Source organism: Alkalibacillus almallahensis (genome assembly GCF_011761495.1).
Lineage (GTDB): Bacteria > Bacillota > Bacilli > Bacillales > Alkalibacillaceae > Alkalibacillus > Alkalibacillus almallahensis.
This window is the reverse complement of the sequence record NZ_JAASRU010000016.1, coordinates 20,198-37,554: the sequence shown is the minus strand read 5'-3', so window position 1 is coordinate 37,554 and position 17,357 is coordinate 20,198. Positions and strand designations below refer to the sequence as shown.

General features: G+C 39.7%; 14 protein-coding genes. 11 read left to right on the top strand and 3 right to left on the bottom strand.

Annotated features, from left to right (window positions below):
• Positions 1 to 184 precede the first annotated feature (184 nt).
• From FHR85_RS12675 to FHR85_RS12660, 4 genes are all read left to right on the top strand, one after another.
• Complete coding sequence (locus FHR85_RS12675) at positions 185 to 490, top strand: PadR family transcriptional regulator (protein ID WP_167263837.1); 306 nt, start codon at positions 185 to 187, stop codon at positions 488 to 490.
• Positions 491 to 504: 14 nt separating this feature from the next.
• The gene (gene chrA, locus FHR85_RS12670; protein WP_167263834.1) at positions 505 to 1,695 is read left to right on the top strand and encodes a chromate efflux transporter; all 1,191 of its coding nucleotides are present in this window, start codon (positions 505 to 507) and stop codon (positions 1,693 to 1,695) included.
• A gap of 219 nt (positions 1,696 to 1,914) precedes the next feature.
• Positions 1,915 to 3,081 (top strand): hypothetical protein, encoded by a 1,167-nt coding sequence (locus tag FHR85_RS12665; protein ID WP_167263832.1) that lies wholly within the window; start codon positions 1,915 to 1,917, stop codon positions 3,079 to 3,081.
• A 12-nt stretch (positions 3,082 to 3,093) separates the two neighbouring features.
• The gene (locus FHR85_RS12660) at positions 3,094 to 4,335 is read left to right on the top strand and encodes a metal-dependent hydrolase family protein (protein WP_167263830.1); all 1,242 of its coding nucleotides are present in this window, start codon (positions 3,094 to 3,096) and stop codon (positions 4,333 to 4,335) included.
• A gap of 397 nt (positions 4,336 to 4,732) precedes the next feature.
• Here the strand turns inward: FHR85_RS12660 and FHR85_RS12655 are convergent, their stop codons facing one another.
• Complete coding sequence (locus FHR85_RS12655) at positions 4,733 to 5,479, bottom strand: TspO/MBR family protein (RefSeq protein WP_167263828.1); 747 nt, start codon at positions 5,477 to 5,479, stop codon at positions 4,733 to 4,735.
• 130 nt (positions 5,480 to 5,609) lie between these two features.
• Here FHR85_RS12655 and FHR85_RS12650 point away from each other — a divergent pair, with 130 nt between their 5' ends.
• Positions 5,610 to 6,593, top strand: coding sequence for a ring-cleaving dioxygenase (locus tag FHR85_RS12650; protein WP_167263826.1), 984 nt, complete (start codon positions 5,610 to 5,612; stop codon positions 6,591 to 6,593).
• 105 nt (positions 6,594 to 6,698) lie between these two features.
• On the opposite strand, the gene FHR85_RS12645 is transcribed toward FHR85_RS12650, so the two are convergent.
• Positions 6,699 to 7,451, bottom strand: coding sequence for a helix-turn-helix transcriptional regulator (locus FHR85_RS12645; RefSeq protein ID WP_167263824.1), 753 nt, complete (start codon positions 7,449 to 7,451; stop codon positions 6,699 to 6,701).
• 248 nt (positions 7,452 to 7,699) lie between these two features.
• On the opposite strand from FHR85_RS12645, the gene FHR85_RS12640 reads away from it, so the two are divergent.
• From FHR85_RS12640 to FHR85_RS14580, 5 genes are all read left to right on the top strand, one after another.
• Positions 7,700 to 11,071, top strand: a complete 3,372-nt coding sequence (locus FHR85_RS12640; protein WP_167263822.1) for a MucBP domain-containing protein — start codon at positions 7,700 to 7,702, stop codon at positions 11,069 to 11,071.
• 58 nt (positions 11,072 to 11,129) lie between these two features.
• On the top strand, positions 11,130 to 12,743 hold the full coding sequence (locus FHR85_RS12635) for a SpaH/EbpB family LPXTG-anchored major pilin (RefSeq protein ID WP_167263820.1): 1,614 nt from the start codon (positions 11,130 to 11,132) through the stop codon (positions 12,741 to 12,743).
• Between the two features lie 73 nt (positions 12,744 to 12,816).
• Complete coding sequence (locus FHR85_RS12630; protein WP_243864249.1) at positions 12,817 to 13,662, top strand: class C sortase; 846 nt, start codon at positions 12,817 to 12,819, stop codon at positions 13,660 to 13,662.
• On the top strand, positions 13,662 to 14,390 hold the full coding sequence (locus FHR85_RS12625; protein ID WP_167263816.1) for a class C sortase: 729 nt from the start codon (positions 13,662 to 13,664) through the stop codon (positions 14,388 to 14,390). The genes FHR85_RS12630 and FHR85_RS12625 overlap by 1 nt, the downstream gene beginning before the upstream one ends.
• 143 nt (positions 14,391 to 14,533) lie before the next feature.
• Complete coding sequence (locus FHR85_RS14580) at positions 14,534 to 15,262, top strand: helix-turn-helix domain-containing protein (RefSeq protein WP_167263814.1); 729 nt, start codon at positions 14,534 to 14,536, stop codon at positions 15,260 to 15,262.
• Here FHR85_RS14580 and FHR85_RS12615 read toward each other — a convergent pair.
• Positions 15,257 to 15,985 carry a Crp/Fnr family transcriptional regulator gene (locus FHR85_RS12615; RefSeq protein WP_167263812.1) on the bottom strand — a complete coding sequence of 243 codons (729 nt, stop codon included), beginning with the start codon at positions 15,983 to 15,985 and terminating at the stop codon, positions 15,257 to 15,259. The genes FHR85_RS14580 and FHR85_RS12615 overlap by 6 nt on opposite strands.
• Positions 15,986 to 16,472: 487 nt before the next feature.
• Between FHR85_RS12615 and FHR85_RS12610 the strand changes: the two genes are divergently transcribed.
• On the top strand, positions 16,473 to 17,357 hold the full coding sequence (locus tag FHR85_RS12610; RefSeq protein WP_167263810.1) for a peptidoglycan recognition protein family protein: 885 nt from the start codon (positions 16,473 to 16,475) through the stop codon (positions 17,355 to 17,357).

Genomic DNA, 17,357 nt, shown 5'->3' with positions numbered 1-17,357 from the left:
CGAAATTGATAGGATTCCATCGAGTTTATGGCATTTACCATCGCCACCATCCATTTTTCCATCGACCAAATAGAACTTTGTAAAGATCATGTAAAGTTTCAACAAATCGTGTTGAAACAATCCATACATCCATTATATAATATCGATATCGGATTTCGATACCAACCATAAAAGGAGGGTTGCCATGGAAGACAAGGTCTTGCGTAAATTGTTTCTTGGGTTTATTCATATTCACATTTTGCATCATGCGGCAGAACATCCGATCTATGGAGTGTGGATGGTAGAAGAGTTAAAAGAACATGGTTACGACATTAGTTCTGGCACACTCTATCCGATTTTACACTCGATGGAAGCAGACGGGCTACTTACTAAAGAAGAACGTAATGTAAAGGGAAAAATCCGCAAGTATTATACAACGACAGACAAAGGGGCTTACATTTTACAAGAAGCACGTGAGAAAGCCTACGAACTATTTAAAGAAATCAAATAAAGGGAGGTATTTATATGCAAGAACAGAGGAGCAGAATAAAAACGTGGCTCGAAATTCTATTAATCTCAACAAAACTTGGCTTAACTTCATTCGGAGGACCAGTTGCGCATTTGGCTTATTTTAAAGACGAATATATCGACCGACGAAAATGGCTTGATGATAAGATGTATGCCGATATTATTGCACTCTGTCAGTTTTTACCGGGACCTGCCAGTTCACAAGTAGGAATATCGATCGGAATGCTCCGGGGTGGTATTATTGGTGGACTCGTCTCGTGGTTCGGTTTCACAGTACCATCTGTGATCGTACTTATTGTTTTTGCACTTATGTACCAAACATTCAGTTTAGATGATGCAGGATTTATCGCAAGCTTGAAAATTGTCGCCGCGGCAGTGGTGTTACACGCACTTATCGGACTAGGTCAAAAATTAACCCCAGATAAATCACGGTTAGCGATTGCAATTGTCGCCGCAGCGATTATGCTTCTATATCCATCAGCATGGATGCAGATTCTTGTCATTTTAGCGGCTGCACTGATTGGTTTTACTTTTTTCAAAGACAAAGCTGAATCCAAAGTTCAACCATTTTCGTTTAACATCTCGAAAAAATTAGGAATTGCGTCGCTCGGTACACTCATGACGATTTTAATCGTGACGCCTTTACTAAACCGTGCAATTGATAATCCATTCCTAAACATATTCGATATATTCTTCCGTGTTGGTTCGCTCGTTTTCGGTGGTGGTCACGTTGTCTTACCAATGCTTGAGCGAGAAGTTGTTCCCCAAGGTTTGCTATCAGCGAATGAATTCCTAGCTGGTTATGGTATGGCACAAGCTGTTCCAGGGCCACTGTTCACATTCTCAAGTTATCTTGGAACAATTATGGAAGGTGTCACAGGGGCAGTAGTCGCAACGATTGCAATGTTCTTGCCATCGTTTCTATTATTACTTGCTGCTCTGCCGTTTTTAAACACATTACGTCAACGGTCATCATTTCAAGGCGTACTCATGGGTGTCAACGCAAGTGTGGTCGGAATTCTATTAGCTGCGTTTTATGATCCCGTTGTCAGCAGTTCAATCATGAATGCACCTGACTTCGCGTTAGCCGTCATTTTATTTGCGCTATTAAACATTTGGAAAGTACCAGCTTGGATGATTGTACTACTGGGTGTTGTCGGTGGATATATTATCCAATTTATAAGCTAAACACGTCCGTTAGGGGCGTGTTTTTTTACTAAATTATTTAATTGAAAATTGCGAATATTTACAAAGTGTGTAAGCGTTTACGTTCACGCGACAAGCGAAAAGTTGTCAACAATGAATTATTATTCAGTTTTTAGATTTGTATAAATAATCTGAAAACAATCTAGACACCCGTGAAGACGAGTGATATAGTCATCTTTAAAACATCAGGAGGGATTCATATTGGAACAACTATTAAATCAACCACTTATTGCGACAACACTCGTATTCGCACTCATTGCATTCGGTGAATGGCTATCGATTAAAACACGGGCACGGGTACCAATGCTATTAACCGCTATGGTCGGTTATTTATTACTCGTTTGGACAGGGGTTTTTCCAGAAGACATATTAGACCGATCACAATTTGCGGGACTTGGTAATATCCTGATTGCTGTTGCAATTGTACATATGGGAACATTGATGCCATTGTCAGTCTTAAAAGTTCAATATAGAGCTGTGTTTATCGCACTTGCGGGGATAGCAATTGCCGGAGTGATCGTCATCAGCGTCGTTACCTTAATATTTGATTATCAAACGGCTGTTGCAGGAGTTGGACCTCTTAGCGGAGGCGTCGTTGCACTTATTATTACTTCCGAAAAATTAACCGAAATTGGTTTATCCGCTATTGTTGTTATTCCTGCGCTGGTTGTGGCTTTCCAAGGGGTACTCGGAATGCCATTAGCACTTAACTTTATGCGTCGTTATGCAACTATTATCAAAGAAAAAATCGACGCAGGGACTTTTGTTCCCGTGAAAAAAGAAGGCGACAGTGTGAGTGATCAGGAATCATCAGCTGTAGGGAAATCTCAAGTTATACGATTATTCAGTGTCTTTGTTGGTGGTGCAATCGCCATTGCTTTAAGCGAACTAACACCGATTCATTACAGTTTATGGTCACTAGCGATCGGAATCATAGGATTGAAAGTCGGTTTTTATCAACATGAGTCATTGCGTCATGCAAACTCATTTACGATGACAATGATTGCTATTATTTTCGTCGTCATCGGAACTATGGCTGACGTGACACCAATGCAAGTCGTAGAAAATCTACCTGCTATTTTAACGATTTTACTAGTTGGTACAGCGAGCATTGCCTTTGGCGGTTGGTTAGCATCGAAATTAGTTGGTTGGCATCCATTTAAGGGAATGCCAGTGGCGCTTACAGCCTTATTTGGTTTCCCTGGCGACTATATCGTTTGCGAGGAAGTAAGTCGAAGTACCGCACGTAACAAAGAAGAAGAGAAAATGATATTTGATGAGTTGCTTTCGCCGATGTTAATTGGTGGCTTTACTACCGTCACGATGGCATCCGTCGTTATTGCAGGCATTCTCATTCAAACACTTTAAGGAGGAATAATCATGGCTCAAACAATTATTGAAAACGGATTGGTTATTGACGGGCACGGAGGTGCTCCACGTGAAGGAGAAGTCGTTGTCGTTAATGACAATAAAATTGACTATGTAGGTCCAAAATCCAACTATCAAGCTACAGGTGATGAAGCAGTCGTTGATGCAGAAGGAGGAGCTATCTTACCTGGATTTATTGATACACATGTCCACATGATGATGGAATATTCGCCTTTATCTGAGCGACTGACAACGCCATTTTCATACCGATATTTCCAAGTTCAAGAATATATGAAAGAAACACTGAATGCTGGTGTGACAACAGTTCGTGATGCACTTGGTACAGACTTAGGTGTTAAAAAAGCTGTCCAAAACGGATTGGTTGCAGGGCCACGAATGCAATTAAGTATTAACGCCTTAACAATTACAGGTGGCCATGGTGACGGAACACAATTGAATGGTGATGTCCTTGATATTCAACCATCAGATTTTCGGGGGATGCCAGATGGTCGCTGTGATGGCGTTGCTGAAGTAAGGAAAAAGGCGAGAGAAATGTTACGCGCTGGAGCTGAAGTGTTGAAAGTTCATGCAACAGGTGGGGTGTTAAGTCCAACAGATCACCCGACATTTACTCAATTCTCACCACAAGAGTTAGAAGCGATTGTGCAAGAAGGTCAATACCGTAATGGTGTAAAAGTTATGGCTCACGCCCAGGGCTCTGAAGGGGTTAAAAATGCTGTACATGCTGGCATTCACTCGATTGAACATGGTATATTTGTCGATGAAGAAGCAGCTGATTTAATGGTCGAAAAGGGGACCTATTTAGTGCCGACATTGCTAGCTCCAGTATCCGTATTAGAAACAGCAGATGAGAAGGGGATGCCACAATCCGCGGTTGATAAGACGAAGGAAGTCATCGAATCTCATCGTAAAAGCGTTAAGCTTGCCTATGATAAAGGTGTCAAAATCGCAATGGGAACCGATGCAGGCGTGATGAAACACGGTACTAATTTGCGCGAATTAGCTTTAATGAACGAAGCTGGTGTGGATGCGATGGATACAATCGTCATGACCACGAAAAATGCTGCTGAATGTCTAGGTTGGGGCAATCAAGTGGGAACACTAGAAGCTGGTAAACTTGCCGATGTTGTAGTCACGAAGGGGAATCCAGTTGAAGAATTGGACCAACTACAGGATCATGATTATATTCGCTATGTTATGAAAGACGGTCAAGTCGAGAAGGACGCGCGTTAAGTTTTTAAAAAAAGCTTTATTAAAGCCCGTTGTTGATATTGTGAACCGCTAACGGTGTATAGTGTAGTTTCGCTGTATGTGTTGGGAGTTTCGCTGTATCAAGTGATGGTTTCGCTGTATATAGGCATGTTTTCGCTGTATAATGATGAGGTTTCGCTGTATTGAGCACCAATTGCGCTGTATCATGCGCCTTTTTCGCTGTATCACTATGTCACAGCGGGATCTCGAGACACGCTCTATACCATCGACGACCCAGAAGACTAATGTCGACACCAACGCTACTCACAATTCAACAACTCAATACTTTGTTAACACTAAACTATAACAGAGCCTTTAAAAAATAAGCAGGATTGTTAGTAAGACGAGGATATTTCACAATCCTGCTAACGAATATTCTTTAACTCAAGTCAGTCGTTTCGTTGCGGCTGGCATTTTGTTGTGTGAAATAGAAGCTAATAATCACAACGGCTAGTAAACCAGCAATACAGAGTGAACTGTAAGCAATGACTGGATATTCTAATCGATTAATCGTGATTCCTATGAGTGCCCAAATCATAACGATCGGAAACCAAATATCACCTGTTCGACCTAAACCGATAATAGCAGAAATAGCTGCGAGCCAAATGAAAAATAGTGTTCCAATGACTGGTGAAACCCAAGTAAACCAATCATTCACGTTAATCACAATAGCAATACTAATTAAGGTAGCAACCGTAACCCAAGCTAAGTAAATTGATATTGGCACTCGCCAAGCTTCTCCTACATTAGTGTTGGAAATTCTGCGGTAACTTACTAATAAACTGAACCATAAAGCTATAATTGCAAGTAACGCTAAGCCAAACCATTCATAATGAAAGAAAACGAGCCAAGTCATATTGAAAATATGACTAGCAATTAAGCTATAGCCAAGTGATTGTGTGACGCGATCACCATTTTGACTGATAAACAGCATGATTACCCAGACAATTAACGCACCATAAATTAACCCCCATATACCAAATGTATAGTCAGCAGGTATTAATAACACATTTAAACGATCAGAAATTTCTCCAGTAGTTTGTCCATTTAATGGTAGGAGATTTGCGAATACATTAAATCCGAGCATAAGCAATAGCATAATCAGGTTAAGTACCTTCAGCCCCATGCAACCACCCTTTCACCCTAGTATAGTATAAGTTATGATAAATAGGACGAGGTTATGTTTTGAAAACAGAGGGAATACCTGTTATAATTATTTTAAATTCAAGATAAATTGAAATGGAGGCTTCAATCCTATGGAAGGTTTGCGTGGCATGCACCATGTTACAGCGATTACAAGCAGTGCAGAAGAGAATTATAAGTTTTTCACATACACATTAGGCATGCGATTAGTCAAAAAAACTGTGAATCAAGATGATATCCAGACATATCACTTATTCTTTGCTGATGATAAAGGAAGTCCAGGTACGGATATGACATTCTTTGATTTCCCAGGTGTTCCAAAAGGGAAACATGGAACGGATGAAATTTTCTTAACGTCGTTCCGTGTTCCAAGTGATGAAGCGCTTGATTATTGGGTGAAGCGGTTTGATCGACTAGGTGTCGAGCATGACGGGATCCAAACACAATTCGGTAAGCAAGTACTGCCGTTTGTAGATTTCGATGATCAGCAATATCAGCTTATTTCCGATGAGCACAATGAAGGTGTTGTATCAGGGACACCATGGCAAGATGGACCTATTCCGTTAGAATACGCGATTACGGGACTTGGCCCTTTACATGTTCGTGTTTCGGAAATTGAGCGGATTAAACTTGTGCTTGAGCGTGTTTATGGATTCGCAGAAATAGCTCAGGCAGATGGCTTTTATTTATTCGAAGTGGGTGAAGGTGGTAATGGTGCTCAAGTGTTTATCGAGCATAATAATGAATTGCCAAAAGCACGTCAAGGGTATGGCACCGTGCACCATGCGGCATTCCGTGTCCCTGACGAAGATGCTCTTAAACAGTGGCTTGATGTCTATAACCAAGTTGGCCTGCCGAACTCAGGGCTTGTCGACCGTTTCTATTTCCAGTCGCTTTATGCCCGTGTTGCACCACAAATCTTATTTGAACTGGCAACAGATGGCCCTGGATTTATGGGTGATGAGCCATACGAGACACTTGGTGAAGAACTTGCTTTACCACCATTTTATGAAGACAAACGTGAAGAAATCGAAGCTCAAGTTCGTCATATAGATACAGTTCGTAGTACGCTTAATTTCGAAAAAGAATATGAATAAGTAGCCAAGCGTCCTTTCAAACATTTGTTTGAAGGGACGTTTTTTTAACTAATAATATCTATACGAAAAGCCACTTTCACAAAATGAAAGTGGCTTTTCGCTAGATTATAAAGCTTCTGAATGTGTTAAGAAGTATTGTTTTTTATACTTGAGCGGGGTTGTATTCATGTATCTTTTGAAAGTTCGAATAAAATAACTTTGGCTACCAAAGCCGTATTTTTCACCAATCTCAGTTAATGTTAGTTGAGACTCTTTAATGTCAAACGCAGCTTCTTGTATTTTTCGGCGATTGACATAAGACCCGATCGTCTCATCCATTTCTGTTTTGAAGATATTACATAGGTGAGACGTTGAAACCTCTAAAGCCTCGGAAATCCACTTTAAAGTTAGATGGCTTCCTTCGATATTTTCATTTATTAGATTCAAAATTCGTCCCATAGTCGGAGTGTATTCAATAAGTGCTACACATCCTATGATGTCATGGATGACTTTGTCGATAAACCATGGGATTAAGGACATAAATTCTGCCACTGTTTCCCAATTTTCCACGATTGCAATGATGGCTAGCCCATTCCCTAAATGAGCTGTTTGCAACCTTCCCCTAAGTGTGAATCTTCGGATAATCTCAGTGATCAGACTCGTGAAATAAATTCTAAATATTAATAAATGATCTTCCTCAGGTATCTCCAGCAATTGGAAGCACAGCTCGGTTAATTCATGTTCCGACGCTATCTGATCTTTCTTCTCCAGACAGGCTATGACTTTTGGGTCGAATTCCTCAATTGCTTCTTTTAAGGCAAGCAATTGAAAAAGCTGCGAATCCTGGTTCACTGTGTCTAGTGACATTAAGTCTTTCATAATGTTCGTCACCTCGTAACACGCTGTGTATTTCCCCTATGAAGATCACCCGAGCCAATCTTATCCAAGATTCACCTCCTTACCTCTCTATGTATGTAAACTCTCAAGTTCTTATTTTCATAATATTGCAACAATTATAGTCTTATTATACACGAAAATAGTCGGATGTTACAACTTATATTTTTTGAAAATTCTAAACTTAGAACTATCAGGGGGAAGAAATTCAAAATTCGAAAGGAGGTAACAAAATGAAGCATGTGAAAATTGTTTCACTGATGTCGATCTTGCTACTACTTGCTAATCCTATTTTGCCTTCTATCACCGCATCGGCTAACTCCATGTTTTCGCAAGATGGGAATAAATTTACGATTCAACAGGTAGACCATTCGCAAGATTCCATTCAGTGGAAAGTCACAATGCTAGTGGAGGAGGGATCTGAAAACAGTTCAACTGCATCAATCAACTTTGGTAATGGGTTGAGTTTTGGTCAAGTAGTATCCAAAACGTTCAATGGCTCAACTTCTAATTTTGATGTGAGTCAATCTGGATCAGATTATCAAGTTAAATTACCTGTAGATCCAGGGCTTTATCAAATGACATTCACAACAGCCATTACCAATCAAGAAGTGGCGAACTTCAAATTCAAAGTTGATGGCTCTTATCAAGGTGTGACAGCTTTCGATGAAGTCAAAATTGTGCCAGATATCAACGTCGATTTAACTATTCAACAAAAATGGATTGGCGTTCCAGATGACTTCAATTTACCAAATGTTGAATACCAAGTTCATGATGCTAGCGGAAATGTGACTCAAGACAAATTGATTTCTGGTAGTGAATCAAGCTTTACGTTTTCGAGTTTATCGAAATATACCACGGATGGCACTTTGAATCAATATTCGCCAGTCAGTTTGCCAGTGGACAATTTCGAAACTGAACGAAATGGAAATGTCTTTACACATACTTATATGGCACCTAAGGAAGAAGACACTTCTAATCAGGACAATGATGCAGGTGAATCAGGAGAAGAAGGATCGCAAGAAGATTCTGACCCTGACCCAGCGGTAGATGAAGAGAAACCGAGTGATGAAGAAGACGAATCTAATGCTGATGAGACTGAATCCAAAGAACAACAAGAATCTTCATCTGACTCAAATGATGATTCTTCAGAACAAGCTAAGGAACAACAAGATGAATTAGATGAGGAAAAAGATGATCGCCAAAATGATGATAAGGCGTCTATTGATGACCAAGAAGATTCTAAAGGTGAAAAGCCTGATGATGGGTCGAAGGAAGAATCAGATGAATCATTAGAAGAGGAATCGAATGAATCGCTTGAAGCGTTTTTTGAACGTATAGCTAAACTCTCCGTAGATGAGTTAAGTGATGAAGATGTTAAACGAATCGAAGGGTTGAATGATCAACAGAAAGAACAACTGCTAACTATAATCGGAGAGGATGCTGGCGAACTTCCTCGCACACCAGGATTTAAAGAAGAAGGCATGTTAAGTCATAGCGAAGTTGGACCTCCAGGTGGACCGCCTTCGGGTATGATGCGAAGTTTCGAATCACAAATGCTTAACCCGCACAATCTGGAGCCGGGTGAGCTTAATTTAGATAAAACGGCTAGCCCGACAGGTAACGATGCAGAATGGGAAGTGGAATTGAATATCGAAGGACGTAACTTATCTTCCTCTTCTGATATCGTGCTCGTGTTAGATGAATCGGGCAGTATGGGCGATGGCAATCGTATGAACCAAATGCAAGCTTCGGCTAATGAATTCGTCGATAGTTTACTGTTACAAGGATCAAATAATCGAATTTCGATCGTTAGTTTTAGCGAAAGTTCGACTGTTGAAACGGGTCTCACAGGATTTAGCGGGAAAAACAATCTGAAATCAAAGATTAATAGTTTAAGTGCTTACGGCGGTACGAATATTCAAGCCGGGATTAAATCAGCTCGTGATGTTTTAAATAATAGCTCAGCTGATAAACAAGTGATTGTGTTATTAAGTGACGGTGAACCAACTTACAGTTATGAAGCTAGTACGGCTAACAGCAGTTCATGGACTCACAGCAGCTATAACTTTGAGTTGTCAGGATTTAATTATAATGACCGAGTTGGTAGTGGTAGTAGTTACAGTCTTGGTGATTGTTTCTTTGGGATTTTTTGTAACGGTCCCGCCTATTATGCAGACGGTTATGCTGTCGAAACCAATGGCATTGGAACAATTTCCGAAGCACGTCACACGATGAATCAAGGGTATTCCATGTATTCAATCGGCTTTGGCGTCGGGGGTAACAACAATGCTGAAAATGTGCTGAAAGATAGTCAAAATGCGGGTTATTATGTCGGTGGAAACGATGACTTAAGCTCATTGTTTAGTGACATTTCGTCTGATATTGCCTATGCAGCACAAGATGCTATTGTGACAGATCCGTTAGGTGATTATTTTGATATAGCTGATGGATTTGACCCGAATACAGATGTCGAAGTCTCTCAAGGGTCTGTGTCATTTGATGAGAACACTGAAACATTCACATGGGATATCGGCACTATAACTGAAGCTGACCCTCCGTGGATGAAATATAAAGTGAAAATGGATCTTGCGAAGAATCCTGATTCAGATACTTTATATCCAACCAATGGAGACACTCCACTTAACTATACAAACATTCATGATGAATCGGCGACAGAGTATTTTGATGTACCTGAAGTTTCAATTGGACCAGGAACAATTGAGGTTAAGGGTTATCGCGTCAATATTGATGGCGACCCGATTGATGCGAACGGGAATGTCGTAGGAAATCCTAGTTTAGCAGAATCATTATACAACGTGTTTCATCAGGAGAATAATAGTGATGCTTTACCATTCAACACAAGTTATAACGTTGTTCCACAGCAAGTGAATAGCTATCAGTTCTCTGTTGGAGATGATCCTACAGATGTTGAGCTATTAGCTTCAGAGCCACATGAAGTTGTCTGGTTCGGTTATGTTGCTGAAGGTGATCTCGAAGGTGGGACGGTCACGGCTGGATATGTCGATCAAAACGGGAACGCGATAGCAGACCCAGAGTCATTTAATGGTCTATTCGGTGAAACGTATGAAACGGAACAAAAAGATATTGATGGTTATCGATTTGTAGAAGTTACTGGCGCTCCACCAACAGGTGAATTCACAGCCGATGAACAAACCGTCACATACGTTTATGAAAAGGTTATCGGCAGCTTGACCATCAATAAAGTGGATCAAGATGGTGAGCTCATTACCAGTGGCGAAGCTGAATTTCAATTGAAGAATGGCGACAATGAAGTGATTGCGACGGCCACAACAACAGATGGTGTCGCTGTAATTGAAGACTTAGAACTCGGTGATTATTGGTTAGTGGAAACCAAAGCACCTGAAGGTTATCAACTGAACAAGACGCCAATTGAGGTCACAATATCTGATGACGAAGAAGATGAAGAACATCAAAAGTTAGATGTTGTCAATAACGAAAACGGTTGGGAGATCCCTGAGACAGGTGGCGTCGGAGCCAATGGATTCTATCTGGTTGGTACATTATTGATGCTCGCAGCTGGATTTGTCCTTTGGCGTAGAAAGCGACAAGCTCATGAATAAGCAAGTAAATGATCAGTCGTTGTACCTTAACTTGATTGAAAATTTGGGAGGGAAGAAAATGACGAAAAAATGGTTTTCAGTGTCGATGATTTTTGCGTTAGTTTTCACGTTGTTGGTGCCGTTCGGAGCGTTAAGTGCGGATAGTCAAGGTGAAGATGGTGTTAGAGAAACAGGGAGTCTAACGATTTACAAATACGCTTTAGAAAATGATGAGTTAGACAATGGTGAACCAGGTACGGGTGAGCCTGAACAAGGAGTTCCTGAGGAAGCGGAAGAGCTTGATGGAGTCGTTTTTAAAATCACACAAACCCACAAATTTGATCCTGGTCAAAATGTATGGACAGATGATTTTGATGAACCATTCGTAGACTATTCTGATGAAACAGTCAATGGCATGACATCATTCGAAAATCTTCCGCTTGGTCGATACACTGTTGTTGAACATTCTGGTCCAGACCATGTCAACTTAAATCCAGAAGAGTTCACTGTGGAAATTCCGATGACAAGTGAAGATGGATCGAGTGTTAATTATGACGTGGTGATCTATCCTAAAAACGAGTTGATTAGAGGAGCTGTTCAATTACAGAAAGTCGACGAAACTGGTGAACCGATGGCTGGTGTGAATTTTACTCTACACGGTGAAAATTTAGATGAAGGTCAAGGAACACAATTCACTACGAATGAAGCTGGTGTCATTCAAGTCGATGGTCTTAGATATGGTGACTACTACTTTACCGAAGATGCCCCGCCTTCTGGGTATGTTGGCACAGGTGATCATCAACATGAATTTAGTATCACCGAATCAGGATCTATTGTGAATGTTGATCCGTCGGGTCAAATTGAAGATGTTATGGTCACAAACTTCCCAGAAACGACGATCACGAAAACAAATGATGTTGGTGAAGGTGGTATTAATCGAGGGGTAGACTTCGATTATACGTTAACGATCGATATTCCAGAGGATATTGCGAGCTATGAACAATTTGAAATTGTTGATGAGCTAGATGAAAACCTTAATTTTTCAGGCTTCGGCGATATCACAGCTGATGGTGAAGATGTAAGTGAAGCTTTTGAATCGTCGGAAATTAATTCTACCTTAAAATGGAATGCTACTGATTTTAATATGTTGGATGGTAAAAATGAGCTGAAAATAAATTTCACTGTTCAAATTAATGGAGACGCTAATGAATCAGCAATCGAAAACAGTGCAGAAGTTCAGTACGAAAATGAATATAATGTGAATGGTACTGTAGAGTCCAATACAACTGAAGTAACGCCAACAATTGGTTCTATCACACTGTTCAAAAGAGATTCTGAGAATGAAAAATTATTAGACGGCGCTGAATTCCAATTATGGGGTGACAGTGAAAATAAAATTGAAGATGTTAAATCAGGTGACAACGGTGAATTTCACTGGGATGACCTTGATTACGGTCAATACTATTTAGAAGAAGTGAAAGCTCCTAATGGTTATAAACTTCCGCAGAAAATGTTTAGTGTGGAAGTATCGGGTGATGAAGGTGATGTGACGATTACGATTGATAACGTAAAAAGTGATCACGAACTACCAGCCACAGGCGGGATCGGAACGTCACTGTTCACAGCGATTGGTTTAACATTAATGATCATTGCGCTTGTCATTTATTTCAGAAGACGTCATCAATTAGCCTAATAGTTTAAGAGAAAGAGGGCTTCGGCTCTCTTTCTCATTACATAGAACAAGGAGGGGGTCGGTATAGGTGAAAATGAAACTATTATTAAGTGCTATATTTTTAATCGGTCTTAGTATTTTTGCCTATCCGATTGTAGGGAATTGGATGGCGACGCAAACACATTATGAAGTGATTGAAAATAGTGAAGCTGCGCTTGAAGCGGCGAACCCAGACGATATTTCGAACGAACGAGAAGCAGCTGAAGCATTTAATGAGGACATGATGCGAGGGCAGGTCTCATTTTCGGATCCATTCGATGAATCTAATCCTTCACATGACCAGGAGGAATTCCCGAGTTATTACTCAATGCTTGATATTGGTGAATCAATGGGAACGATTGAAATTCCCGACATAAATGTAAAACTCCCGATTTATCACGGAACGGATGAAGATGTGTTGCAAGCAGGTGTGGGTCACTTGTCTAATACTTCCTTACCAATTGGTGGTTTAGGGACGCATTCTGTACTAACGGGACATCGTGGCTTACCGAGCGCTAAAATGTTCCGCGATTTAGATGAGTTGGAAGTTGGAGATCAGTTTTATGTATCATCACTAGGTGAAAAGATGGCATATGAAGTCTATGAAACCCAAATAGTTTTACCGCACGAAACAGATTGGCTAACGTATGAAGACGATCAGGAACTCATGACACTTATTACGTGTGATCCCTACATGATTAATACTCATCGCTTATTATTACACGCTGAACGAGTGCCTTATCATGATGTAGAACAAATGATGGCAGCGCCGCAACTGACACAATTGTCAGAAGAACAACAAGGTTACTTCTGGTATGTCATGAGTGCGGTGATTATAACAGGGATGATAAGTGGCATATTCTACATCCGACATAAAAGACGAAAGGATGTGGATGAATAATGAGAAAAAATTGGTGGCTGGTTATCATATTTCTCATAGGCTTAGCCGTTTTGTTATATCCACATGTGATGCAATTAATTAATGATGAAGTGGCTGAGGCAAAGGTACATGAAGTTCAAGAAACATGGAATGAATTGTCAAAAGAAGGCCGGACAGAAATAAGAGAAGAAGCGAATGAATATAATGAAGAAATTAAAAAAAGGGGGCGTGTCGGTACAGACTTAGAAAATATTGATTTCACTGACTCTGCTCAAGATAGTCTGACTACAGGTTCAAATGGTACAGAAGATGATTGGCGAGACCGAGGTGAAGAAGTTAATACTTCTAATGCTTATGCCGTTATTGACGTTCCTCGATTAAATTTAAGATTACCGATTTATCCTGATTCCAATCGATGGTCGCTTGCAAATGGTGTAGGAGTGGTGCCAGGGTCATCTATGCCAGTAGGTGGAGCAGATACCCATACGGTGTTAGCAGGCCACAGGGGTATGGCTACAAAAGTTATGTTTCGACACTTAGATCAATTAAGCATAGGAGATGTGTTTCATATTGAAAGTATCAGCGGTCGATTAACTTACCGTGTTGTTCTAACAGATGTCATTCGTCCGAATGAAACAGAATCTCTAGGCATTCAAAATGGTGAAGATTTAGCAACTTTAGTTACCTGTCACCCTTATGGTTCCAATGCTTTTCGATTAATTGTTCAAGGGAAGAGAGTTAATGAATAATCACCATACTATATGAAAAGACAGGTTCATTGTACCTGTCTTTCTTCGTGCACCGAAATAATGAGCATTAAGAACTAGAAATGACAATCTTTCTGATATAATGGTACTAATATCGAAACACGTAGGAACGGGAGGGTTAAGGTGTGAAAAGTTATGAAGATACCGTTAAAATTGAACAATTAAAGTTGAATGGTCGCCAAACCCGAAAGCAATTTCATTCATTAGAAAAGGAAGAACGATTTTTCGATTTATTTCTTCAAGGTGACCCTGCCTGTCTAGAATTAGCACAAGAGTTTGATGACTTTGATGATTCTGATTTAGCCAATGGAGATATTCTTCGCAGTCGTAAAAATAAGCTGATCGTTGCATGTGCTATATTGACACGGCGAATGATTAATCTAGGGATTGATCACCAAGAAATGTATTTAGAAAGTGATAGTTGGATTAATTTAGTTGAGGAAAAGGAAACAGAAGATCAATTAAAGAGATTGCAACAAGCATTACTTATTCATTTTTTAGGTCTTGTTCAAGAACATTTACACATTCATTACAGCGAAACCGTTCGGCGCAGCATGCTTTATGTCCGACAAAATCTTACTGATGATCTCAGTTTAAAAACAATTGCTAAAGCAGTCCATGTTCATCCTAATTATTTATCATCTCTGTTTAAAAAAGAAACGAAGATCGGATTGTCAGAATACGTGTCTCAAATGAGAATTGATGAAGCTAAAATAAGGCTGAGATACTCACCTCAGTCAATCCGAGATATCGCAACTGATTTAGGTTTTTCTCAGCCTAGTTATTTTACGTTTCAATTTCGGAAAACTGTCGGGATGACCCCAACTGAATTTCGAGAAACTCATTTGTTATGATTCTGCTGAATACATGGTTTGAATGTAAGCTGGAAGAGGATTTTCTTCGGTAAGGCTACGATGAATTTCGATCTTTTTCCGTTTTGGTAACCGTACTAAACCTTCAGTCGTTAACTTTTTTAAGGTGCCTGTAATGGCTTCGCGAGTAACACCAATCATATTGGCTAGTTCTTGATGAGTTAGTGGAAACTCAATTTCACAGTACTCCAAATCAGCTGTTTCGTGGCCGTAACGATTATATAGATTTTGTAATAAGTAAATTAAGCGTTCACGGACATCATATAAGGCCATATACTTCATCATTTCCTCACGTTCTTGTAAACGCTCACTTAGTAATTCGATCACTCGATTTAATAATGTTGGGTGTTTTTTTGAAAGCTCGTTAAACGCTGATTCCGAAATACTACAAAGATGAGTAGGTTCTAACGTTTCAATATAAACATTTTCAATTCCAAGAGAGAAAGTATTAATCTTTCCATAAGTACTGCCTGGCCCTAACATTGAGTAAGTAAATTGTCGTCCTTCTTCATTAATTGAATAAATTCTCACACTTCCAGCTTTAATAAAATAGAGTTCTTTCACCGGATCATCTGGGCGTTGAATAATTGTGTAACGTTTGAGGTAATTATGGTGAATACACTCTAGAGCTTCTTCTGCAATCTCAGATGGCAACGTCTCAAAAAAGCCAATTCTTGATAAGTACCACAGTTTACTATACTCCATTTTCCCCACCCTTTAAATCATTTGATAAGTATAATTATACAATAATCTTGAATATAAAGCCTGGTTATTCCACAACTCCTTAAAAAGCTAATATATATCTTAAAATAATCATATAACGAACAAAAAATATCAAATTAAGTATATTTTTAGCATGTTTCATCAAAAATAATAAAATAATTCGAAAATCGTTCTTTATTGTGAACTAGTTAACGGAAAAATTACACTTAACCAGATATTATAAATATACAGATCACCCCCAGCAAGTGATTTGTAAGCCAATCGAATACTTTTTGATGTGCCTGCTAAATCCCCTAACACTGTTACATTATGTAACAGAGCAGGCTCTTTTTTTGTTTAAAATCAATAATATTATAACCTATTCACTTTATAGTTCGATTATAATATGGGACAACATTTTGAGAATAGCTAGACTAACGTTGTTTCAATTTTGATTGACTAGCATAAATAAAGCTATGGGGGTGAAAATATGAAAATACGTGATTTACGTGGCCAAACAATGGGTGGAAATACCAAACGTGACGTAGTTAATCATATTGTGCGCCATCATAGTGCGACCACTTCAGGTAATGTGAATACATTCGAGCGCTATTGGCGTTCGAAAGGTTGGGAAACGGGTGGCTATCATGAAATTATTTTGAGGGATGGTACTGTTGAAAGGTGTTATGACTGGAATGTGATCGCAAATGGTGTGAAAGGACATAATAGTGACTCGTATCATATTTGTCTAGTAGGACGAGGTCAGTTTACTGATGAGCAGGAGCGTATATTTGAAGAACGGGTAAACACTTTGATGGATCAATTCGAACTTGAAGTGAGTGTCATTGTTGGACACCGTGAATTAGCAGGTGGAGGCACACAATGCCCTGGGATCAATATGGATGAAGTGCGTTCGAGTTTGAGAAATGGACAAACATCTAGGTTATTGCGTTTAGGTGACCAAGGAGATGCGGTAAAACAGTTGCAGGTGACATTAATTAATAGAGGTTATGATTTGTCTCAATATGGAACTGACGGCATATTTGGAAGTGAAACAGAAGATGCTGTTATATCGTTGCAACAGGATGGAAATATCACAGTGGATGGCATCGTTGGCCCAGAAACGCGTGATGTTTTAAATCGCAATCGAATACTTCCTAATGGGATTTACCAAAGAGGGAGTCAAGGCGGTGAAGTTAAACGAATCCAATCGGCATTAGATGAATTAGGATTTTCCCTAGGTCCTATTGATGGTATTTATGGACCGAAAACAGAAAAAGCGATCGAACGATTTCAGAGTAAATTTGTTCCGAATGAAGTCGATCGAATCTATGGACCAAATACAAGAGAAGCTATGTTAAGCGCGTTAACTTAG